At 67.3% G+C, this 22,572-nt stretch carries 17 protein-coding genes; 10 read left to right on the top strand and 7 right to left on the bottom strand.

Annotation, left to right across the window (positions count from 1 at the left end; translation table 11 throughout):
• Positions 1 to 145: 145 nt before the first annotated feature.
• The 5 genes from E8M83_RS19640 to E8M83_RS19620 form a co-directional block, all read right to left on the bottom strand.
• Positions 146 to 1,996: a CHASE domain-containing protein gene (locus E8M83_RS19640; protein WP_229491694.1), complete on the bottom strand. Its 1,851-nt coding sequence runs from the start codon at positions 1,994 to 1,996 to the stop codon at positions 146 to 148.
• A gap of 195 nt (positions 1,997 to 2,191) precedes the next feature.
• Entirely contained in the window at positions 2,192 to 4,378 is a 2,187-nt protein-coding gene (locus E8M83_RS19635; RefSeq protein ID WP_137175035.1) for a metallophosphoesterase, read from the bottom strand.
• A gap of 113 nt (positions 4,379 to 4,491) precedes the next feature.
• Entirely contained in the window at positions 4,492 to 6,504 is a 2,013-nt protein-coding gene (locus E8M83_RS19630; protein WP_137175034.1) for a PKD domain-containing protein, read from the bottom strand.
• A gap of 240 nt (positions 6,505 to 6,744) precedes the next feature.
• A complete protein-coding gene (locus E8M83_RS19625; protein ID WP_170976867.1) occupies positions 6,745 to 8,790 on the bottom strand; it encodes a PKD domain-containing protein in 2,046 nt (681 codons plus the stop codon).
• 231 nt (positions 8,791 to 9,021) lie between these two features.
• Positions 9,022 to 10,776, bottom strand: a complete 1,755-nt coding sequence (locus tag E8M83_RS19620; RefSeq protein ID WP_137175032.1) for a glutamine--tRNA ligase/YqeY domain fusion protein — start codon at positions 10,774 to 10,776, stop codon at positions 9,022 to 9,024.
• 163 nt (positions 10,777 to 10,939) lie between these two features.
• On the opposite strand from E8M83_RS19620, the gene E8M83_RS19615 reads away from it, so the two are divergent.
• The 5 genes from E8M83_RS19615 to E8M83_RS19595 are packed head-to-tail and all read left to right on the top strand — an operon-like array spanning position 10,940 to position 14,678.
• On the top strand, positions 10,940 to 11,233 hold the full coding sequence (locus tag E8M83_RS19615; protein ID WP_137175031.1) for a DnaJ domain-containing protein: 294 nt from the start codon (positions 10,940 to 10,942) through the stop codon (positions 11,231 to 11,233).
• A gap of 37 nt (positions 11,234 to 11,270) precedes the next feature.
• On the top strand, positions 11,271 to 11,780 hold the full coding sequence (locus tag E8M83_RS19610) for a hypothetical protein (RefSeq protein WP_137175030.1): 510 nt from the start codon (positions 11,271 to 11,273) through the stop codon (positions 11,778 to 11,780).
• Entirely contained in the window at positions 11,770 to 12,552 is a 783-nt protein-coding gene (locus tag E8M83_RS19605) for a hypothetical protein (RefSeq protein WP_137175029.1), read from the top strand. The genes E8M83_RS19610 and E8M83_RS19605 overlap by 11 nt, the downstream gene beginning before the upstream one ends.
• A gap of 17 nt (positions 12,553 to 12,569) precedes the next feature.
• Positions 12,570 to 13,448, top strand: coding sequence for a hypothetical protein (locus E8M83_RS19600; protein WP_137175028.1), 879 nt, complete (start codon positions 12,570 to 12,572; stop codon positions 13,446 to 13,448).
• Between the two features lie 24 nt (positions 13,449 to 13,472).
• On the top strand, positions 13,473 to 14,678 hold the full coding sequence (locus tag E8M83_RS19595; protein WP_137175027.1) for an MFS transporter: 1,206 nt from the start codon (positions 13,473 to 13,475) through the stop codon (positions 14,676 to 14,678).
• A 51-nt stretch (positions 14,679 to 14,729) separates the two neighbouring features.
• Here E8M83_RS19595 and infA read toward each other — a convergent pair whose 3' ends face one another.
• Positions 14,730 to 14,999, bottom strand: a complete 270-nt coding sequence (gene infA / locus E8M83_RS19590) for a translation initiation factor IF-1 (protein WP_137175026.1) — start codon at positions 14,997 to 14,999, stop codon at positions 14,730 to 14,732.
• Positions 15,000 to 15,453: 454 nt separating this feature from the next.
• On the opposite strand from infA, the gene E8M83_RS19585 reads away from it, so the two are divergent.
• The 4 genes from E8M83_RS19585 to E8M83_RS19570 all read left to right on the top strand — a co-directional run bounded on the left by E8M83_RS19585 (position 15,454) and on the right by E8M83_RS19570 (position 20,010).
• The gene (locus E8M83_RS19585; RefSeq protein ID WP_137175025.1) at positions 15,454 to 16,944 is read left to right on the top strand and encodes an ATPase domain-containing protein; all 1,491 of its coding nucleotides are present in this window, start codon (positions 15,454 to 15,456) and stop codon (positions 16,942 to 16,944) included.
• Entirely contained in the window at positions 16,931 to 18,643 is a 1,713-nt protein-coding gene (locus E8M83_RS19580; protein ID WP_137175024.1) for a response regulator, read from the top strand. The genes E8M83_RS19585 and E8M83_RS19580 overlap by 14 nt, the downstream gene beginning before the upstream one ends.
• Before the next feature lie 96 nt (positions 18,644 to 18,739).
• Positions 18,740 to 19,297: a sigma-70 family RNA polymerase sigma factor gene (locus tag E8M83_RS19575; RefSeq protein WP_137175023.1), complete on the top strand. Its 558-nt coding sequence runs from the start codon at positions 18,740 to 18,742 to the stop codon at positions 19,295 to 19,297.
• Positions 19,294 to 20,010, top strand: a complete 717-nt coding sequence (locus tag E8M83_RS19570) for an anti-sigma factor domain-containing protein (protein WP_137175022.1) — start codon at positions 19,294 to 19,296, stop codon at positions 20,008 to 20,010. Before E8M83_RS19575 ends, E8M83_RS19570 begins: the two co-directional genes overlap by 4 nt.
• 52 nt (positions 20,011 to 20,062) lie before the next feature.
• Here E8M83_RS19570 and E8M83_RS19565 read toward each other — a convergent pair whose 3' ends face one another.
• Positions 20,063 to 21,709 carry a DUF4394 domain-containing protein gene (locus E8M83_RS19565; RefSeq protein ID WP_137175021.1) on the bottom strand — a complete coding sequence of 549 codons (1,647 nt, stop codon included), beginning with the start codon at positions 21,707 to 21,709 and terminating at the stop codon, positions 20,063 to 20,065.
• Between the two features lie 228 nt (positions 21,710 to 21,937).
• Here E8M83_RS19565 and E8M83_RS19560 point away from each other — a divergent pair, with 228 nt between their 5' ends.
• Positions 21,938 to 22,570, top strand: coding sequence for an alpha/beta hydrolase (locus E8M83_RS19560; RefSeq protein WP_137175020.1), 633 nt, complete (start codon positions 21,938 to 21,940; stop codon positions 22,568 to 22,570).
• The last annotated feature ends 2 nt before the right edge of the window (positions 22,571 to 22,572 follow it).

The raw sequence follows: 22,572 nt of genomic DNA, 5'->3' as shown, positions 1-22,572 counted from the left end.
AGATACTGCTTCTGTCAGGTTCGTGTTGACCCATGACAGTGATAAAAATTGTCGTGCGAATCGTCAGTCCAACTGTTGAGCTTGCTCAAACTTCGGCCGCAATGGCGGATTTTTTTGCAACGCGGCGTCATGACAGGACACGGGCTCATGCCGCAACCGGCACCGTTGCCAGCGGGCCCGGAAACGCCATGTCGCTGCTGCCGTACATGGGCGTGACCGGGATCGACACCACCACCGTGGTGCCGACGTCCAGGCCACTGCTGATCGAGAACGAGCCGCCCAGGATGCCGACCCGTTCCTCCACCCCGACCAGGCCGAACGAGCCATGGCGGTTGCGGCTGCCCGGCTGCATGCCGACGCCGTTGTCGCGGATCGTCATGGTCAGCATGTCGGCCTGCTGCTGCAAGGCGATCCGCACCCTGGTCGCGCGTGCATGGCGCGCCACGTTGTTGAGCGACTCCTGCAGGATCCGGAAGAAGGCGGTGGCGCAACCGTCGTCGATGCGGTGCTCGCCGTCGTCGTCGACCAGCTCGCACTCGATGCCGGTGCGGCGCGCGAAATCGGCCACCTGCCAGTCGACCGCCGCCGACAGGCCCAGGTCCAGCACGTTCGGTCGCAGGTCGTTGATGATCTGGCGCACGCTGCGGATGGTGACGTCGATCTGGCGCACGGTGGCGTCGGCGCGCGCGTGCAGGCGCCGGTGGCCGCCGCGGGTGCGGTTGGCCAGGAACTCGGCCTCGATCTTCAGCGCCAGCAGGTTCTGCGCCAGGTCATCGTGGATCTCGCGCGCGATGCGCTTGCGCTCGCCCTCCTTGATCTGCTCGGCGTGGGCGGCCAGCAGGCGCAGCTTCTCGTGGCTGGCCTGCAGCTTGGCCTGGCTGGCGCGCAGCTCGCGCGTCATTTCCTCGGCCATGCGCAGGGCATTGCGGCGCGACGAGGCCAGGGTCTGGAACAGGGCGTAGAGCAGGGCGGTGCTGATGCCGGCGGCGAACGCGGCCAGCCACGGGTAATACATGTCGAAGCGCGTGTACAGCGCCGATTTCGGGATGCTGAAGTCGGCGCGCCACATGCGCTGGTTGAATTCGATCGGCAGGCTGGCGGCGAACCCGCTGCCGTCGTCGGGCGCCGCCGCCGGGGCGGGGCGTTCGGGACTGGCCAGGCTGTCGTAAAGGATGGCGCTGGGCGGCGCCTCGCCCGGCTCGGGCGGCACCGCGGTCAGCTCGGTCAATACCAGGCGCGCACCCCTGATCGGGAACTCGTCGAGCACCCCGCCCACCAGGCGCGCGATGCCGAAACCGATGCCGACCGAGCCGATATAGGCCAGGCGCCGCCCCTCCACCGAATCGGTTGGCAAGTCGGCGCGGTACACCGGCAGGCGCAGCGCCAGGCCGCTGCGGTTGGGACCCGAAAACAGCTCGATGCGGGTGCCCGAGGCGCTGGGCAGGCCTGTATCGCGCGCGTTGGCCAGCACGCGCCGGGTGGTGCCGCGCGCCTCCAGGTCCATGCCCAGCTTGGTGAGCGAATGCGGCAGCAGGGGCTCGATATAGACCAGCACCGTATAGGTATGGCGGTCGGGATGGGCCAGCAGCGGTTCGTAGTCGTGCACGCCGCGCCGCGCCAGGCGTGCGCGCAGTTCTTCGTTCAGGGCCGGCAGGCCGGGGGCGTGGACGTTGCGCGCGTAATTGATGACCTCGATGCCGGGGAAGTTGCGCTTGATGTCCAGTTGCTGCACATACTGGCGGAACTGGTCGGCCGAGGTATCGGGCGCGGCGCGGAACAGGCCGGCCGCGCCGCGCAGCACATCGCTATAGCTCTTGATGCGGGCGTCGATCGTGTACTGGGAGGCGCGCGCCATGCTGCGAAAGCGCGCGTGGGCATCGCTCTCGATCGCCTCGGCCGTGGTGAAATAGCCGGCCGCGCCGAATGTCAGCGACAGCATTATGCCCGTCAGCAGGGTAGCCGGCGCGAACATCCCGGGGTGGCGGTCTGGGGGCATGCGTTGGTCTCTAGAACACGACGTCGCACCAGGCGCGTCCAATGTCAATACGCTAAAGCAATAGTAACAGTGGCCGGAGCTAGCAGGTCTGCTAGGTTTTGTAAAAAGACGTCACATGACAACGGCGCCCGGCTCCGGATGGAGCGGGGCGCCGCGGCGCGCTTGCCGACGTCGAAGGACGACCGGCAGGCTGGTTTAGTTGAAGCTCAGGCCATTATTGCTGGCGTTGCTGACCTTCTTGCCCTTCAGGTCGACCGTGAAATGGTCGCTCGGCTTGGCCGAGCCCAGGCCCTTGAGGATCGCGAACACCTGCTTGAACTGGTTCTGGAACGGCACGTGAACCGGGTTCTGGTCGGATGGCTTGTCGCCCACGCGGGCGATGGCCGCCGGGGTGGCCGGGAAGGCCGCCATCAGCAGCTTGTACTGGTTCACGCGCTGCTGGCCCATGTCGCGCAGGGCCAGTTCGCCGGCGTACACGGTGCGGTGGAAGTCGCCGTAGAAATCGTAGGCCGTGATGGCGGCGAAGTCGTTCAGGCGCAGGCCGGCGGCGGTGGCCAGCTTGTCGGCGCGCGCGGTGGCCTCGGCCCAGTCGCTGGCCAGGGTCGAGGCTGGCGCGGGCGTGCCGGTGGCCGTGCCCGGTGCGGCGCAGGCGGCGGTCAGGGGCACGATGCCAGGCGCGTCCTTCAACTGGGCCAGCGTCACCCTCGTCTGCAGCTGCGACAGGATCAGCATCTGCTGGCCGTCCAGCGCCATTGCCGCTTCCTTCATCTCGCATGGCCAGTATTCGTCCATGAAGCGCAGGCGCGACAGTTCGCCGAAGTACTGGTGGGTGTACTCGCCATAGGAGCGGGTCTCGAGGATGTCGCGGTCCCAGCGCTTGGCGGCGTCGCCCGGCACCGAGCTACCCTTCAGGTAGTCGTTCTCGACCACGTAGTGCGGGAACAGTTCGGCAAAGCGCGGCACCGTGTTCAATGGCATGGTCTGGACATCGATCGTGTCCTGGTCTTTATAGGTGACGATCTTGTAGGCCGCGCCATACACGGCCAGCGACGGCGACTGCACATTGACCAGGTAGTTGCCGCCGGCGTCCTGGTGGTCGTTGGTGCCGTTGAAGTGCATGTGGCCGCCGACGTGCAGGCGCAGGCCGGTCGCGGCCACTGCGTTGGCGACGGTCTGGTCAGGCACGCGCGCGGTCTGGAAGGCGCCCGACTTGAACACGGCCTTCATGGCCCCGGTCTGGTTGGCGTAGAAGTCCATGGTCGGGTAGTGCGAGAAGGCCATCAGCTGCTTGCCCTCGGCTTTGGCGCGGGCGGCGACCGACTTGATGTAATCCATCAGGAACATCTTGTGCGTGATCACCTTGTTCCAGCCAGCGTTGCCGGCGCCGTCGTAGCCCTTGAAGTCGTGCGGCTTGGCCGGGTCGAATTTCGCGTTCGGGACGAACACATTGGCGTCGATCGAGAGCAGCCACAGGCCCTTGACCGGTTCGACCAGGTAGGTGCTGTCGATCATTTGCGTGCACTTGGTAAAGGCCTTGCCGAGCTTGGCTTCGCCGGCCGCCTTGTAGGCGCCGCCCGAGCCCTCGAGGCAGATCTCGAACTGGCGGTTCTTCACCGCGGCCTGGGTCGACGCTTCTTCGAACGTGTATTTGCCGCCGCTGTACTTGCTGAACGGGGTTTCCCACAGCAGGTCGGCCTTGTTCGGCATGAAGCCGAACTCTGCCATCTTGGTCATCAGGCGTTCGGTGCCTTGTTCCATGATCTGGTCGGTGCAGATCACGGTCGGGTCCTTGGCGATGCAGGCCGGGTTGCCAGTGGCGAAGATCTTCTGTTCCTTGCCTTCCTTGGTCAAGAAGTCGTTCTTGCCCGCTTCATTGTCGTCGTAGGGTTCGACCGGATCGTGGTTGCCCGGTGCCAGGAAGAAGCGCATGCCCTTGGCCTGGTAGACCTTCATGATCTCGGCGATGCCGTCGACGTTCATCGGCTGGGCGTCGTCGGTGTAGTCGCCCGGCAGGGCCACCACGCGGATGCCCTTGGCGTAGGCGTCGTCCAGCGCTGCGAAGAAGGCGAAGTAGTTCTCGTTGAACAGGCGGGTCGAAGTCAGTTGCGCATACATCGTGCGGATGGTCGCGTTCTTGCCGTCCTTGGTCGGGATGCCGGCGAACTGGCTGTTCTTGAAGTCGCCGTACACGTTCTGGAAGTGCACATCGCTCATGAAGGCGACTGGCGTGGGGACCGGGGCTGGCTCCGGATCCGGCGTCTGCACCGGTGGCGGGGTGGTCGCGACGGGATCGGATGGGTCGCTGGGGCTGCAGCCGGCCAGCAGGGCCAGGGAAAGTGCGGCAGCGCAGGAAGCGACGCCAGTGAAACGTAAGCGGGTCATGCAAGTCTCCGGTCAGAACGATGGCCGGCATGATTGCATTCTTGCATGACCGCTTTGTTACAAGGGTGGCGCGGGTGGCGTCACCTTTGTCCATGCGTTGGTCGGATGGCTGACTAATCCAGGGCGATGCTGCCTTCGGCCAGGGCGCTGCCGCTGTCGCCTGCGATGGCGCCGGCGCCGCTCGCCGCGGGCAGGGGGGCGCGCACACGGCCATCGCCGCCACTGGCGTCTCCATTGTCGTAGACGACGACGTTCTTGCCCGTCGCCCGGTCGACTTGCCATATCCTGAGCTTCATGCGGCCCGGCTCGCTGCTGGCGCTGCTCGACGCCTTGGCGGTGAGGGCGAAGCGGTAGCCGGCCTTGCCGTTGACCGTGCCGCTGCCGTCGAAGTGGCCACGCCCGCCCCGGGCCCGGACATCCTTGCTGACGAAGCTCAGGCCGCCCGCCTCGAAGTGCAGCGCGGACTGCGCCGGGGGCGAGGCGACCGACGACTGCAGCGACTGCCCGGTGGCAGGCACGATGAAGTTGAAGCGCGCCAGCCCCGCCTGTCTGAATCTTCCGTGGCCGGCAGCCAGCGGCGAAACAAAGCTGCCGCTACCGGCCGCGCCACCGTTGCCGGGCGTGTAGGCGATGACCTTGCGGCTGACCTCCACGCTCTTGCCGGCGCGGTCGGTCACCGTGGCCGTCACCGTATGGATGCCCGGCCTGGTGTAGCTGTGGCTGGCGCTGGCGCGCTCCTTGCCGGCGCTGCGGGCAGTAGCGCCATCGCCCCAGGTCCAACTGACACGGTAGTCGGCGGGGCCGTCGCCGGCGACGCTCACCGCTGCATCGACCGGCGCGCCGACCGCCACCATCGGGCTGGTCTCGATCGGGCCGACAGTGTGCGGGCAGCCGCAGGGCTTCTTGCTGGCCGGCTTGAGCAGCACCAGGCCGGTGTTCGATTCTGCCACGATATGGCCGATATCGTTGATGGCGATGGCGTTGACCAGGTGCAGGCCTGGCGGCGCATGGCGCAGCCGGGTGTTCAGGTCGACCATGCCTTCTGCCGAGGTCCAGACGAAGGCGCGGGCCTGGACGCCATCATGGGAGGCGCCGATCACCTGGCCCTTGTTGTTGGCGCCTGACGCCGACGAATAGACGCCGCCGAAGGTGCCCAGGTCGACCAGCCCGCCGGCCTGGGTCCAGGTCATGGCGTGGGTGGGAATGAAGGGATCGCCGACCTGGCCGGTGGCGCGGCCGTTCGCGGTCAGGCCGGTCATCCAGGTAGGCACGCCGGGCGGTGCGATATCGACCATGCCGGTGATCGGGGTCCAGAAGTAGCTGCGCCACACGCCGCCGCCGAGGTGATAATTGCCCGCCACATTGCCGCTGGCGGTCACCCCGACCGGCGTCGAATCTTCGCTGCCGTTGGTGTGGATGTCGACCATGCCGCTGCCGAAGGTCCAGCGGAAGGTATGCCAGTCGTTCGCGAGTGCCCACGAGTCGCCGACGATGGTGCCGGCGTCATTGATCGCCCGCGGGTAGGAACTTTCGGCGGGGCCCGGCGCCAGCACGCCGAGGTCGGTCATGCCGAGGAGGGCGCTCCAGCGAAAGCCCCGATTGATGCCGGTATCGGAATTGGCGATGCCGGTGATCACGCCCAAGCTGTTGACGACGGGTTCGATGGCGTCGTCGGTGCCGGGCAGGGTGCCGATGTCGGCGATGCCGGTCCAGCGGTTCCAGATGAAGGTGCGCAGATTGCCCATTGGGTTGCGCGAGACGCCCACCACCCGGCCGCCGGCCGTGATGCCGGTAGCGCGCGCGAAGTCGCCCGGGGCGGCCAGGCTGCCGACATTGCGGGACGTGCTGCCGTCGTAGAAGAAGGCGTTGATGGGCAGCGACAGGATGTCGGGCGTGAGCGAGTAGGCGACCTGGCCGCTGGCATTGATCGATGCCGAGGTCGCGTCGCCGGCGGCAAGATTGATGACGCGGTAGGTGGTCTTGCCGGCGTGCGGCTTCCTGGCTGTCTCGTGGGCTGGCGGCTGTTGGGCATGCGCGGTGCCGGCCAGCAGCAGCGCGCACAGCAGGCCGGGGCGTATCCCGTGGACGGCGCGCCTGGCGGCGCCGGTGTGGAATCGTGCTTGCATAGTGCCTCCGCTTGAGGATGTGAACGCTTTGTCGCTACATCGCATGCAGCGCATGTCCGACATCCATGATCGGGGTGTGCTTCCTGGCGCGGCATGAGGACGATCATGCGCGCACCTGGCGCACGTATGACGCAGGTCGAAACCACCACCCTGGAGCAGACTGGGCAGCGAAAAAATCCCGCTGCGGCAATGCCGGAGCGGAATGCGTTATGGCGGCAATCGACGCCGTCTTTCCATAGATCAGTGCAGCGCGATGTTGCCCTGCGCCAGTGCGCTGCCGGCCTCGCCGCCACGCGCAGCCACGTCCTGGACGCCAGGCCTGCCCGCGGGCTCGCCATTGTCGTACACGGTCACGGCCTGCCGGGTGGCCGGATCGACGCGCCAGATCTTCAGCGCCACGCGGCCCGGGTCGCCCCTGGCATCCGATGCGCTCGCGGCCAGCCGGAAGCGGTAGCCATCCTTGCCGTTGACCGCGCCGCTGCCCTCCAGGCGGCCAACCCCGCCTTCGAGCACGACGCCGCCGATATCGGCGCCCACGAAATTCAGGCCGGGCACATCGAAGTGGAGGGCGGGCTTGATCCCCGCGGCGGCGCCTTGCGCAAGCGGCGCCACGAAGCTGAAGCGCGCCGTGCCGGGGTGCACCGTCACCTGTGTGCCGCCCGCGTAGCGCGAGGCGAAGGCGCCGGCGCCGGCCGCGATGCCGCGGCCCGGGGCCCAGGCGACCACCTTGCGGCTGACGGCGACGCGATTGCCCGCGCGGTCGACGACCGTCGCCCTGACGGTGTGGATGCCGGGCGTGGCGTAGCTGTGGACGGCGGCGCTGCGCCGTTCGCCGCCGCCCGCCGCCAGGCTGGCGCTGCGCCGTTCGCCGCCGCCCGCCGCCAGGCTGGCGCTGCTGGCCGTGCTGCCGTCGCCCCAATCCCAGTCGATGCGATAGGGCGCGGCCGGGGAGTCGCCTGCGACGCCGACCGCGACCGCGAGCGGCGCCCCCAGCGCGACCATGTCGCTGGCCGCGATCGGCCCGACCGTGTGCGGGCAACCGCAAGCGCCGCCGCGCTCCGGCTTGAGCAGCACCAGGCCGGCGTTCGAGGTGGCCACGATCGACCCGTTGTCCGAGATCGCCACTGCGTTCTCGAGCCGCAGGCCCGGTGGCGCGCGTCGCAGGCGCGTGTTCAGGTCGACCATGCCGTCCCTGGCGGTCCAGGCGAAGGCGCGGAATCCGTTGGCCGCGGTCGCGGCGTAGCCGACCACCTGGCCGTGGTTGTTGGCGCGGTTCGCGCCCGAGGTGTCGCCGCCCAGCGTGCCGAGGTCGACCAGGCCGCCGGAGCGGGTCCAGGTCATGGCGCGACGGCCGGTTTCGAAGCTGCCGATCGAGCCCGTGACCTGACCGCTGGCGCTCATTGCCCACGCGGATGTCTCGACGCCGCCCGGATTCAGGTCGCGCATGCCGTCGCGCGGCGTCCAGACATAGCCGCGCCAGTCGGGGCCGTCGTAGTGATAATTGCCGGCCACATGGCCCCTGGCACTGATGCCGACCGGCGAGGAATCGTCGCTGTCGTTGGTGTGGATGTCGACCATGCCGGTGGCACGTGTCCACAGGAAGCCGTGGTAGTCGGATTCCAGGGCCCAGGATTCGCCCGTGATGGCGCCGGCGTCGTTGATGCCCCTGGCGTAGGCAATCCGGTACGCGCCATTGCCCAGGGCCCCAAGGTCTTCCATGCCGTTTGTACGGCTCCAGCGAAAGGCGAGATTGACGTTGTCGCCCCCGGCGGCGCTGCCGGCGACCACGCCATGGTTGTTGATGTGGGCCTCGAGGATGCGGTCGGTCGTGGGCAGCAATCCCAGCTCGGTGTAGCCGTGGCGTTTGGTCCAGATGGAAACGCCGGACCGGCCCGGGCTGAGCTCGCCGAAGCCCAGCACCTGGCCAGCATTGTTGAGGTCGGCGATGGTGAGAAAGCCCGAGACGCCCTGGCGGCCGATATTGATGGAACGGACGCCATCATAGAACCAGCTGCTGGTGGGGCCGATGCCGGGGCCCGGGCCGGGCCAGGGATCGGCCAGGCTATAGGCCACCTCGCCGCGGGCGTTGATCACGGCGTTCAGGAATTCCCCTGGGGCGAGGTTGACCACGCGATAAGTGGTCTTGCCCGGTGCGGGGTAGTGCGCCGTGGCCGCTTCGGCGGATTGGGTGGATGGGCCTGCGAGCGCCGTGCCGGCCAGCGCGACTGCGCACAGCACCTGGCCCATGACGAGACGCCCCACGGCGTGACGTGCATTCGATTGCATTTTCGCCTCCGTATGAAGAGTGAGGAAGCGCGCGCCCGTGTTCATGGGCGGCGCAGATCCGGGCTTCCATGATCGCGGGGCGATGCGGACGCAGGCATGAGGCAGCGCAGGCACGCAGTCCGTGTGTCGATGACGCAGGTCGAACGGCCAGCCGCTTGCCATGCGGACAGCGCCAACAAAAAATCCCGCCGCGGCAATGCCGGGGCGGGATTCATCCAGGGCAGCAAGGCGTTACTTGCCCCAGCTATCCTTCAAGGTGGTCACGCGATTGAACACCGGCTTGCCTGCTTGCGAATCCACGCGGTCGGCCACGAAATAACCATGGCGCTCGAACTGGAAGCGCTGGTCGGCCACGGCGTCCTTCAGGCCCGGTTCCAGGTAGGCGGTAATGGTCTCGAGCGCGTTCGGATTGAGCACCGACTTGAAGTCCTTGCCGCCCGCATCCGGCTGCGGATCGAGGAACAGGCGGTCGTACAGCCGCACCTCGGCTTCGAGCGCGCTCGCCGCGCTGACCCAGGTGATATTGCCCTTGACCTTGTAGTTATCCGCGCCCGGCGTGCCCGACTTCGAATCCTCGAAGTACTTCACGTGCACGGCGGTCACCTTGCCGCCGGCATCCTTGTCGTAGCCGGTGCACTCGACCACATAGCCATATTTCAGGCGCACGCGGCTGCCGGGCTGGTCGCCGACGGGCGGGGTGAAGCGGAAATAGCCCTTGGTCGGGGTTTCCATGAAGTCCTCTTGCTCGATCCACAATTCGCGCGTGAACGGGAAGGTGCGCTTGCCCATCTCGGGATGGTGCGGGTGGACCGGCGACGTGCATTCCACCGACTCGCCTTCAGGGAAATTATCGACGATCAGTTTCAAAGGACGCAGCACGGCGATCGCGCGCGGCGCCTTCGGGTCCAGGTCGTCGCGCAGCGCGCCTTCGAGCGTGCCCATGTCGATCCAGCCGTCGGCCTTCGAGACGCCGATGCGCTCGCAGAACAGCTGGATCGATTCCGGCGTATAGCCGCGCCGGCGCAGGCCGACGATGGTCGGCATGCGCGGGTCGTCCCAGCCGGTCACGGTGCCGTCGTCGACCAGCGCACGCAATTTACGCTTGGAGGTGACGACATAGGTCAGGTTCAGGCGTGCGAATTCGTACTGGCGGGGCACCGGCTTGCTAAAGAAACCGCCTTCGGCCAGGGTCGCGACCAGCCAGTCGTAGAACGGGCGGTGGTCCTGGAATTCCAGCGTGCACAGCGAGTGGGTGATGTTCTCGATCGCATCCGAGATCGGGTGCGTGTAGTCGTACATCGGGTAGATGCACCAGGCATCGCCCGTGCGGTGGTGGTGCGCATGGCGGATGCGGTACAGGGCCGGGTCGCGGTTGGTCATGACCGGCGACGCCATCGCGTCCTCGCTCATCTTCGCGCGCAGGATGTGCTCGCCGTCCTTGTACTTGCCAGCGCGCATGTCGCGCAACAGCTGCAGCGATTCTTCGACTGGACGGTTGCGGAACGGCGAATTGGTGCCCGGCGTGCCGAAGTTGCCGCGGTTTTTCGCCATGTCTTCGGCGCTCTGGCTGTCGACGTAGGCATGGCCTTTTTCGATCAGGTATTCGGCCATCGTGTACAGCTGCTCGAAATAGTCGCTGGCGTAGTACAGGTGTTGCTGGCCTTCGCGTTCCCACGAGAAGCCGAGCCACTTGACGCTGTCGATGATGGTGTCGACGTATTCCTGGTCTTCCTTCTCGGGATTGGTGTCGTCGAAGCGCAGGTGGCACAGGCCGGCGTAGTCGCGCGCCAGGCCGAAGTTCAGGCAGATCGACTTCGCGTGGCCGATGTGCAGGTAGCCGTTCGGCTCCGGCGGGAAGCGGGTAATGACCGGCGGCAGGCCGTCGCGGGCATGGGTGCCGGCGGCCAGGTCGGATTCGACGATCGCACGGACGAAATTCGACGACGGTGCATTGCCCGGCGCCGGGGTATTCTTGTCGTTGCTCATGAAATAGTTCTGAGAGGGTAAGTTGGCAAGCATTTTACCGTACCCGGAGGCGGCTGAGGTTGCCCGCATCGCACCGTGTTCGCCGCCGCTCGCGCCACGTCCGGCGTTTTCTATAGGATAATCTCGCCTTTACCGTTGTAGACCGCAGCCGGGAGAGTTTCAGTTGGAAAATTTATATGCGATCCTCGGCGTCGCGCCGAACGCCAGCGATGACGAGATCAAGAAAGTCTACCGCTCGCTGGCCATGCGTTACCACCCCGATCGTAACCAGGCGCCGGGCGCCGAAGCGCGCTTCAAGGCCGTCACCAAGGCCTACGAGATCCTTTCGGACCGCAGCAAGCGCGAGCAATACAACCAGAGCGTGAACCACCGCATCGTGCTCGATGCCGATGCCGAGGCCTACGAGCTGTGGCGTTCGCTGTTCGCCCTCAATGGCGTGAACCTCCCCGCCCACTGACCGGCAAAGACGGCCAAAGACACATTACAGGATAACCATGAAGAACGTACATCCCGAATTCTCCTTCCAGTCGCGTGAACTGGAAGGCCAGATCGAGGGCACCCTGGGCGACCCGCCCAACCGCAAGAACTACGACATGATGGTGAGCGCGCTGGTGGCCGAATACGCCGACGGCGGCGGCATCGACGACGTCAACATGATGGCCTTCGCCCTGGTCGACAAGATCCGCTTCCTGGACCCGAAGGGCCTGATGCGCGAAGCGGCCGACTATGCCGACGGCATTCCCTCGCGCGTGTTCGCGATGGCCGAGTGCGCGGGCGACGACGGCAAGGCGATGTACGAGGGCATGACCGCCAACTACCCGGAACTGGCGCGCCAGGCCATCATCACCGCCTTCCTGTTCAGGAACCAGAACCGCTGGGACGACGAAGACCAGTCGCTCGAGCAGCTTGGCCGCAACGACGATGGCGACGACGATGACGACGATAGCGCCGCCACCGACGACTTCACCGGCCTGTTCGACGAAGGAGACCGCGATGAGCGATGATAGCAAGGCAAACCTGCCGGCCCTGGTCAGCCAGGTCGGCGAACTGGTGCTGGCCGGCTCGCTCGAGCACGCCGAAGAGTTGTTCTCGAAAGCCGCCGACGAGCATGGCGACTACGCCGTGGCCCAGGTGCTGACCGAACTGCCGCCGCAAGTGACCGCGCTGCACCTGTCGGGTTTCGACGGCGCCAAGACCTCGCTGGCGACCATGCTGGTGCCGCCCAAGGCCTGGGCCGACAGCCTGGCCTTCATCGCTGCCACCTGGCCCGACAACCTGATCGAGGACGATCCCGAGCGCATCGCCGAGAACCTGTTCAACCACGTGCACGGCGTGGTCTACGCCCAGGACGACGAAGAGCGCCGCAATGAGCTGCTCGAGGCGGCGTCGAGCACCGACCATGGCGCGACCGTGTTCGCCATCCTGTGGTCGCTGGCGCCGAAGGAAATCCTCGAAGTGGCGGGCGAAATCCTGTCTAAAGGGCGCTACGTGAGCGGCCAGACCAGCGCCGACAGCGACATCGTGCCGCTGGCGGTCGACCTGGCCAAGGCCACCGAGGATGGCTGGGAGCGTTCGCTGCTCGAGCTGTTCCCGGAATTTCGCCACAGCGCCGAGATGGCCGAGATCGAACTGCCCGACGATCCGGACGAAGAGTCCGAATTCATGCAGCGCTCGACCCGCGACCTGCTGCTGCGCCTGCGCAAGCAGGTGCCGTCGGTGCGTACGCGCGTGGCCCGCGGCCCGCGCCGCAGCATGGGCACGGATATCTTCTCGTGAGCGGAGCCGCCAGTTCCATGCTGCCAGCCATTGTCATCGAACAACCGCCGCGCCTGGTGCGCGCGATCCGGCTGCTGCCGGGCGAAGCCACGCCTGAAGAAGCGGCGATCCTGGCCGACGAGCTGTCCGCGATCACCGCCATGGTGGCCGGGAAGTTCACCAACGACCGCACCGCCGAAGGGATCGGGCGCGCGCTGCTCCTGACCGTGGGCGGCGTGTCGCTGGGCCTGGAGCACCTGATCCAGAGCGTCGACGAAGGCGACCTGGACGCCGTCGACATCCTGGTCGGGGAGGGCGCCGAACACGCCTTCCAGACGGGTTTCCGCATGATCCGCGAGCTGGCCGCGCTGCCCGAGGACAGCCTGGTGAATGAGTACGACAACGACCCCGTGTACGCCCAGCGCCGCCTGAAAGAGCTGTTCGTCGATATCTGCACCGCCGACCCGGGCGAATCGTGGTCGGGCTACGAGCGCTTCCTGGGCCAGGTCCAGCAGCGCCAGCAGGTGCAAAGCATCGTCAAGGCCGCCGAATGGCTGCGCCAGAACCACTATGAAGGCGCGGTCAAGGATCCCGACCTGAACGCCGAAGGCGTGATCGCGATGGCGATCATCTTCGCGGCCGAAGGCGGCGCGCGCATCACGGCGCGCACCGGCCAGCGCGAATTCGAACGTTTCGTGAAGGCGCTGCGCAAGCACCGGCCCGACTTCGAGCAGGGCTGGGCCGAGCTCATGGCGCGTATCCCGCCCGCCCACCAGGCCGTGATCGCCGAGCGCATCGACATCTATCGCAAGCACTGCACGGTGCTCGAGCAGATCGGCACCCCTGCAACGATCGGCCAGCTGATGGCCGAGCTGGAGAACTACGCCGGTTCCGAACTGGATCCGGAATACCCTTGAGCGCCTTCGCATGAACACTGCGGCATGAGCACACCTGGCGCGCGCATCGTTTCCGGCAGCCCGGAATTCCGGCGCATCAACCGCGCGATGGCGTTCGGGGGCTTTTCCATCTTCGCCTTGCTGTACTGCGTCCAGCCGCTGATGCCGCTCCTGGGCCACGATTTCCACCTGTCGCCGGCCCAGAGCAGCCTGGTGCTGTCGGTGTCCACCGCCACCCTGGCGCTGGCGCTGCTGGGCTCTTCCAGCGTGGCCGAGCGGTTCGGCCGCAAGACGGTGATGGTGGCGTCGATGATCAGCGGCGCGGTGCTGACCCTGGCCTGCGCCCTGGCCGCCGACTACACCCAGCTGGTCGCCGTGCGCGGCCTGATGGGCCTGATGCTGGGCGGCCTGCCGGCGGTCGCCATGGCCTACCTGAGCGACGAGATCGAGCCGACCTCGCTCGGCCTGTCGATGGGCATGTATATCAGCGGCAGCGCCTTCGGCGGCATGAGCGGGCGGGTGATCTCGGCCTTCATCAGCGATGTCGCCTCGTGGCGGGTGGCGCTGGGGCTGCTCGGCGCGGCAGGGCTGTATGCGGCCTGGGAATTCTCGCGCAGCCTGCCGCCGTCGCGCCACGGCGGCGCGCTGCCGGCGCGCGGGCCGGGCTTCATCGACGGCCTGCGCATCCACCTGGCGGACCCCGGCCTGCCATGGCTGTTCGCGCTGCCCTTCCTGCTGATGGGGGCCTTCGTCAGCCTGTACAACTACATCGGCTACCGCCTGCTGGCGCCACCGTTCGGCCTGCGCCAGGGCGCGGTCGGGCTGCTGTCGCTGCTCTATCTGCTGGGCATCTTCAGCTCGATGTGGGCCGGCAAGCTGGCCGATCGCCTGGGCCGCCGCAACGTGCTGTGGCTGGTGATGGGAGTGATGATCGCCGGGCTGCTGGTGACCCTGCTCGATTCGGTGGTCGCCGTGGTGCTGGGCGTGGGCCTGGCCACGTTCGGCTTCTTCGCCGCCCATTCGGTGGCCAGCAGCTGGGTCGGGCGGCGCGCGCAGCCGCCACAGGCGCTGGCCTCGGGCATCTATCTGTTCTTTTATTACCTGGGCTCGAGCGTGGTGGGGTGGTTCACCGGCTATGTGTACGAGCACTGGGGCTGGGCCGGCGTGGTGGCGCTGCTGGGCGCGATCCTGGGCATCGGCCTCTTGATCGCGCTGCGCCTGCGCACGCTGGCGCCGGTGCTGCTCAAGTAAAGCGGCGCCCAAGTAAAAACGCCACGCTGTCGGGCGTGGCGTCCTGGTCGATCAGCGGCGTGCCGCGCGGTTCACCGGCGGGCGGCCGGTGCCGGCCGACTTGCCCAGGTGACGGAAGGTGATCCGGCCCTTGCTGAGGTCGTAGGGCGACAGCTCCAGGCTGACCTGGTCGCCGGCGATGATGCGGATGTGGTTCTTGCGCATCTTGCCGGAGGTGTAGGCGATCAGCTTGTGGCCGTTTTCGCAATCGACGCGATAACGCGAATCCGGCAGCACTTCAGCGACGACGCCATTCATTTCGATGAGTTCTTCTTTTGCCATGATGGGCTCCTGTTAGTTTGAATACGAATCGGGCCGGCCTGGCGCGAAGATGCACGGGGCGGGCGGGTGGTGCGGCCCGCGTGAGCAGGCGGTGTCAGAATGAACATGGCGGCGCAGCGCGGGCGCGTTGCCGGGAATGACAAGGCCCGCGCAAGGCAGGCTTGAAGTTCGATGACTGGCGGTGCTTCGTTCGGTGCGGCCCTTGTCATCCGCAAGGGTGTCGCCATGGAGGCTGCGCCGCAGGCGCAAGGTCGTCCACATGAACACGATATGGGGACAGGTCGTATATTACCAAGGGCAATCTTAGTGTATGTCAATAATGATACTACCAGGAAAATTGACTAATGCCGCAAAAGCGATAGTGTAGCACGGATCGTTCCCGGCCGTTCGTGCTAACGCATAATGCAGATATAATTGTTCCATCTTCGTACACGCATTCCAAGGCTTTTTCCCTATGACCGACGGTATTTCCAACCGCACTTCGACTGGCATCCGCGGTCTTGACGACATCCTCGGCGGCGGCCTGACGCCGCAGCGCCTGTACCTGGTCGAGGGTTCGCCAGGCGCCGGCAAGACCACGCTCGGCCTGCAGTTCCTGCTCGACGGCGTCGCGCGGGGCGAGAGCGGGATGTACATCACGCTGTCCGAAACGACCGACGAGCTGCTCGCGGTGGGCCGCAGCCACGGCTGGGACCTGGGTGCGCTGGCGATCGTCGAGCTGGCCGGCGACGACGACCTCGATCCCGATTCGCAGCAGTCGGTGTTCCACCCATCCGAAATAGAGCTGGGCGAGACCACGCACAAGGTGATGAACCAGATCGATGCCGTACGCCCGAAGCGGGTCGTGTTCGACAGCCTGTCCGAGGTGCGCCTGCTGGCCCAGAACCCGCTGCGCTACCGGCGCCAGATCCTGGCGCTCAAGCAGTTCTTCTCGGCGCGCGACTGTACCGTGCTGCTGCTCGACGACAAGACCGCCGAGGCCGACCAGCACCTGCACAGCCTCGCGCACGGCGTCATCAGCCTGGAGCAGCTGACCCGCGAGTACGGCAAGGAGCGGCGGCGGGTGAACATCATCAAGATGCGCGGCATCCGCTTCCGCGGCGGCTACCATGACTACAGCCTGGAGACTGGCGGCATCGTCATGTACCCGCGCCTGATCGCGGCCGAGCACGTGCGCGATTTCCTTCCCCAGGTCGGCTCATCGGGTTCCGACGAATTCGATGCCCTGCTCGGCGGCGGGCTGGTGCGTGGTACCAATACGCTGGTGGTTGGACCGTCCGGCGTTGGCAAGACCACGCTGACGACGCGTTGCCTGCTGGCGGCGCTCGAACGCGGCGAGCGTGCCGCCTACTACCTGTTCGACGAAGGAATGGGCACCTTTTTCGCGCGCAGCATCCAGCTCGGGCTCGACCTGCGGCCGTATCTCGCGAACGGCCAGCTCACCATCAACCACATCGACCCGGCCGAACTGTCGCCGGGGGAATTCACGCAGATGCTGCTCGACGCGGTCGGGCCGCGCGCCGCGCGCTTCATCGTGATCGACAGCCTGAACGCCTACCTGCAGGCGATGCCCGGCGAGCAGTTCCTGATCCTGCAGATGCACGAGCTGCTGTCGTACCTGAACCAGCAGGGCATCACCACCATGATGATCCTGGGCCAGCATGGCCTTCTGGCCGAGGCTCGCACCGACGTGGACCTGAGCTACCTGAGCGACGCCACCGTGCTGATGCGATTCTTCGAGGCGGGCGGCCAGGTCCGGCGCGCAATCAGCATCATCAAGAGCCGCACCACCCAGCACGCCACGACCATCCACGAGCTGCAGCTGGGCGAGGGTGGGATAAGAATCGGTGCGCCGCTGGCCGGATTCGAGGGCGTCCTGACCGGGATCCCGAATTACCACGGCCACACGCCGATGATGGCGCCGGCCGCGAATGAACCCACATAGTCCGCGCGACGAGCGGATCCTGGTCTTCGCGCCCCACGGGCGCGACGCCGAGGTCATGGCCGGCGTCCTGCGGCGCGACGGCCTGGCCTGCGAAACCGTCGACGGCTTCGGCCGGCTGGTCGCTGCCATCGGCGAGGGCGCCGGCGCCGCCATCGTGGCCGAGGAAGCGCTGCATGACGTCGACAGCGCCGGGCTGCGCACCTGGCTCGAACGCCAGGAGGCATGGTCCGACTTTCCGTTCATCGTGTTGCTGGGGAAGGCACTCGGCCAGCAGAGCGGCACCCGCGAGCGCCTGGGCGACCTGGGCAACGTCATCCTGCTCGAGCGCCCGCTCAATGCCCAGACCCTGCGCAGCGCCACCGTCTCGGCGCTGCGCACGCGGCGCCGCCAGTACCAGGCGCGCGACGTGCTGGCCGACCGCGAGCGCACCGCCGCGAACCTGCATCAGAGCCGGCAGGAGCTGGTGGCGCTGAACGAGACGCTGGAGTCGCGCATCGACGAGCGCACCCGCGCCCTGGCCCAGGCCAACGACCGCCTGATGAACGAGATCATCGAGCGCGAGCGGGTGCAGCAGGCCATGGCGCAATACCAGAAGATGGAAGCGGTGGGGCGCCTGACCGGCGGCATTGCCCACGACTTCAACAACCTGCTCAACGTGGTCCAGGGCAGCATGGACCTGATCCTGCTCATGTCGAAAGACGAAGTAGCCAAGGGCCGCGCCGAGATCGCGCGCAAGGCCTGCCAGCGCGGCGGCAAGCTCACCCGCCAGCTGCTGGCCTTCGCCCGCAACCAGAGCCTGGACTTGCGCCAGACCGATATCGGCGTGCTGTTCGACGGCGTGCGCGAACTGGTGTCTACCTCGCTCGGCTCGCGGATCCGGCCGCGCTTCGAGGTCGCCGGCGATTGCCCGCCGGTGCTGGCCGACGCCAACCAGATGGAGATGGCGCTGCTGAACCTGGCCATCAATGCGCGCGACGCGATGCCCGAAGGTGGCGAGCTGGTGTTCGTGGCCGCCTGCGACCAGCCGTCGCCCGGCTTGCTGCCGCCGGGCGACTACGTGCGCATTGCCGTCACCGACAGCGGCGAAGGCATGGCGCCCGAACTGGTGGCCAAGGTGTTCGAGCCGTTCTTCACGACCAAGGGCGTGAAAGGCACCGGGCTTGGATTGAGCCAGGTGTACGGCATGGCGCAGCAATCGGGCGGCGCCGCGCGCATCCTCAGCGAGCCGGGCGTCGGCACCACGGTCGAGATCTGGCTGCGCACGGCAAGCGGCATCGAAGACGCCGAACCGGCGCCGCCCGCGCACCTGCCTGCCGTGCGCCAGGCGGCGCGCATCCTGATTGTCGAGGACGACGATTTCGTGCGCGAATCGATGGTGTCGTCGCTCGAAGCGCTCGGCCACACGGTGCGCCAGGCGCCTGACGGCGAGGCTGGCCTGCGCGCGCTGCACGCCGAGCGGCCCGACCTGCTCATCACCGACTACCTGATGCCGGGCATGACCGGCGCCGAGCTGATGCAGCGTACGCGCGCCATGTTTCCCGGCCTGCCGATGATCATCGCCACCGGCTACGCCGACATGAAGGCGATCGAGCAGGTCATCGGCGACGGAGTCGTGCTGCGCAAGCCGTTCCAGCTGGCCGAGCTGGCGGTGAGCGTGGGCCAGGCGCTCGACCGCACGCGCCAGGATTGCGCTCACTGATGTCCTGGCGTGCATGCCTCTTGCGCCAGGCTTACTATAATTGCCGCTCAGCGGGAGCACGCAGGTCCCGGACCCTCCACCCATGAACCGCCCGCCGTGACCACTGCATCCGACCACTTCGACTATGAAGCCCACCTCGCCGCCTGCGCGCGCGGCGACCGGCAAGCCCTGCGCCGCCTGTATGACCAGGAAAGCCCGCGCCTGCTCGGCGTGGCCCTGCGCATCGTACGCGAGCGCCAGGCGGCCGAGGACGTGCTGCACGACGGTTTCGTGAGCATCTGGACCCGCGCCGCGAGCTTCGACGCCACGCGCGGTTCGGGCCGCGGCTGGATGTACACCGTGGTGCGCCATGCGGCGCTGGATGCGGTGCGCGACGGCGCGCGCGATATCCATGTCGACGAGGAGGCGTTCGACACCCTTGGCGCCGAAGCATACGATCCCGGCATGCAGGACGCCTTCGAACTGCGCCAGGACATGGGCCGCCTGCACGACTGCCTGAACCGGCTCGACGTCGCCAAGCGCAACAGCATCCTGCATGCCTATGTCGACGGCTTCTCGCACAGCGAGATCGCCGAACGCCTGAAGTCCCCGCTGGGGACCGTCAAGGCCTGGATCAAGCGCGGCCTGAGCGCGCTGCGGGAGTGCATGGTATGAATCCAATCCACGATCGCCACGATCCCCACGAGCTGGCCGGCGAGTACGTGCTCGGCACCCTGTCGCGCGAGCGTCGGCGCGAGGTCGACGCCATGCTGCCGGACGACGCCACCTTGCGCGCCGCCGTCGCCTACTGGGAAGAACGGCTGCTGCCCCTGAACGCGCTGGTCGAACCGGCAGCTCCGTCAAATGCCCTGTGGCCGCGCATCGAGCGCAGCCTGGGGCCGGCGCCGGTCCCATTCCCGGCGCCCGTGCACGCCGCCGCCCCCGGCTGGTGGGAACGCCTCGGCCTGTGGCGCGCCCTGGCGGCCGGCGGCTTCGCGGCCGCCGCGATCATGGCGGTGGTGGTCGGCGGGCGGCTGTACGAGGTCGAGCAGCCGCGCTATATGGTGGTGCTGGCCGCGCCGCAGAACGCGGGGCCGGGCTGGGTGCTGGAACTGGTGGACGACGACACGCTGCGCCTGGAGCCGCTGGCCAGGACCGAAGTGCCTGCCGATCGCGCGCTGCAATTGTGGACCAAGGCCGACGACTGGGATGGTCCCGTCTCGCTGGGCCTGGTCAAGCCGGGAGAATCGGTCGAGGTCAAGCTCGCCAACCTTCCCAAGGTGGTGCCGAACCAGCTGTTCGAGATCACATTGGAACCGGCCTCCGGTTCACCGATCGGCCGTCCGACCGGGCCCATACTCTACATCGGGCGCGCGGTCAGGATATAGGAGTTGCTGGCGGCGGCCAAGACAAGACCATGAGGCCCCCGCCAGTCTCCTATCAGCGCAGCCAGATCGCGATGTCGCGCACGCCTGGCGTGCCGCTGCCAATCACCGAGGTCGCCGGCGTCGCCGCGCCATTGACCAGGGTTGCCGCACCGGTCGCCAGGTCGACCCGGTACAGCGAGCTCGGGCCGCCGGCGGCGGTGCGCAGCGCCGCCAGCACCAGGCCGTTCGCGCCGCCGCCGATATCCATGCCGCCGTCGCCGGCAACCGTCACGCCCAGCGGGCCGACGTTCACCAGCGTGCCGTCGTTCGGTGGATTCTGCAGCGCCAGCACCGCGCTCGCCCCGTCCACGTCGAACAGCTGGGTCGACGCCGCATTCGGAATGCTGTTGGTATAGGCGGCTGCAACGACGACTGGCGCTACGCCGGCGCGGTTGATATTGCCATCGGTGGTGGTGGCGCCGGTGTCGACGTTGATGCGCAGGCTCTGGCCGCTGTCGCTGATCACGCGCAGGCGGTCGGCGGCCGGGTTGAAGTCGACCGCGAACGCCGTTCCCTGCATGGCGGTGTAGGGCGCCGTGGTGTCGGCGCCGTCGGCGCTGAGCGTCGCCTTGATGGTGGCGGCGCCGGTGGCCGGGTCGATGGTCACCAGGCGCGCGGTCGAGGTCAAGCCATACAGCATGCCATCCTTGGGCCGGACGTCGATACCGACCAGCGTCTCGCCGCCGGCGAGACCCGTGATGGCGACATTGGTGTCGATGGTATTGGGCGCGCCGACCTTGAAGCCCATCAGCCGGTTGTTGTCGGCCAGGCCCAGCACGACCGGGGCCGCGGCGCCGCGCAGTGCGATGCCGCGGATGTCTTCGGTGACGCCAAGCGCGCCGATGAGGTTCGTCGGGGCGCTGGTGGCGGCCAGGTTCACGCCGTACAGGTTGCGGGCGCCGCCGACGGTGGCGACCATATAGCCCATATTGGTGCGCGCATCGATGTCGAAGCCATTCGCGGCGCCGATGGTGACGCCCAGCGGCACCGGCGTGGCCAGCGTGCCGTTGTTCGGCGGATTCTGCGTGTACAAGGTCGAATTCGCGCTGTCGATGCCGTACAAGGTGGTCGAGGCGGTGCCGGCGAACGAGTTGGTATAGGCCGAGGCCGAGATCGCGGTATTGGCGGCGCCGCCATTGATGCTGCCGTCGGTGGTGGTAGCGCCGGTGTCGACATTGATGCGCAGGCTCTGGCCGGTATTGCTGACGATGCGCAGGCGGTCGGCCATCGGGTTGAAGTCGACGCCGAAGCTGGCGCCGGCCAGCGCGGTGAACGGCTCGGTGGTGTCGGCGGCGTCAGCGGCGAGACGCGATTTATTGGTGGCGGCGCCGGTCGCGGCGTCCAGCGTATACAGGCGGCCGGTAGAACCGACGCCGTACAGCATGCCGTCGGCCGGCCGCACATCGATGCCGACCAGGTTCTCTCCACTCTGCAGGCCGGTCACGAGGACGTTGCTACGGATGGTGCCTGGCGTGGCGCGGTCGAACGAGACCAGGCGATTGCTGGCGGTCAGGGCGACCACGTCGCCGACGGCGACGGCCGGCGGCGGTGTCGTGGTCGGCGGCGCGGCATGATCGTCGTCGCTGCTGCTGCCGCAGGCGGCCAGGGCCAGGGCGATCGAGGAAACGAGGGCGAGCTTGGTGAAGTGCGGTTTGGTCATGATGTGTCCTCAGTAAGAATTGCTTGTTTGAATTCGTTGGGGCGCATCGCGGCCGGGTCGGCTGCAATGTTGGCGCTGGTACTACTCGCCAGATGCAGGAATGGATGCACCTTGTGAAAAAATATTTTCACGAGGCTGGGATATGCATGCAGACATGAATGTCTGCTGGAGCGCACGCCGCGCCACGGCAAGACGTATCTGTACGGCGTCTCGTACGGCACCCAGCTGGTGCTGCGCACGGTCGCGATGGGCGCCACGGTCGATGGCCTGGTGCTCGATTCGCTGGTGCCGCTGCAGGACGGCGCCACGGCTGACCTGAGCCGCCACTCGCTGGTGGCCGATGCGGTGGGCCGCAAGATCCTGGCGGGCTGCGACCGCGGGCGCTGCGGCCAGCACATCGGCGAACCGCTCGAGCCGCTCTACCGGCGCGTGCTGGCGCGCGCCGGGACCGAGCCGGCGCTACTGGCGAATGTGCCCGGCAAGGACCTGAAACGGTTCTTCGGCACCTTGCTCGACTTTCCCAGCGCCGCCAATCGCATCCCGGACATGATCAAGGAACTCGATGCCGGCCAGGACACACTGTTGAGGGAAGTGGTGGCCGACGTGCGGCGCAAGGCCGCGAGCATGGGCAGCTACCCGCTGGTGATCCACGGCGACCGCGATGCGAAGACATCGTATGACGGCGCCCTGCGCCATATCGAGGCGCTGCGCAGGGCCGGGCCGGTCAAGCTGTTGACCGACTGGGGCGGCGGCCACTCCGTGCTGTGGGGCGGCGGCCAGTGCAATGCGGACGAGGTGATGCAGTTCGTGTTGGGCGAGGAAGCGGTGGCGCGCTGCGTGTCGATCACCTTCAGCCACTGAAC

The sequence above is a fragment of the Massilia sp. HP4 genome (genome assembly GCF_005222695.1).
Lineage (GTDB): Bacteria > Pseudomonadota > Gammaproteobacteria > Burkholderiales > Burkholderiaceae_D > Telluria.
Note: the sequence above shows the minus strand (reverse complement) of the source record. Positions and strands in the feature narration are given on the sequence as shown.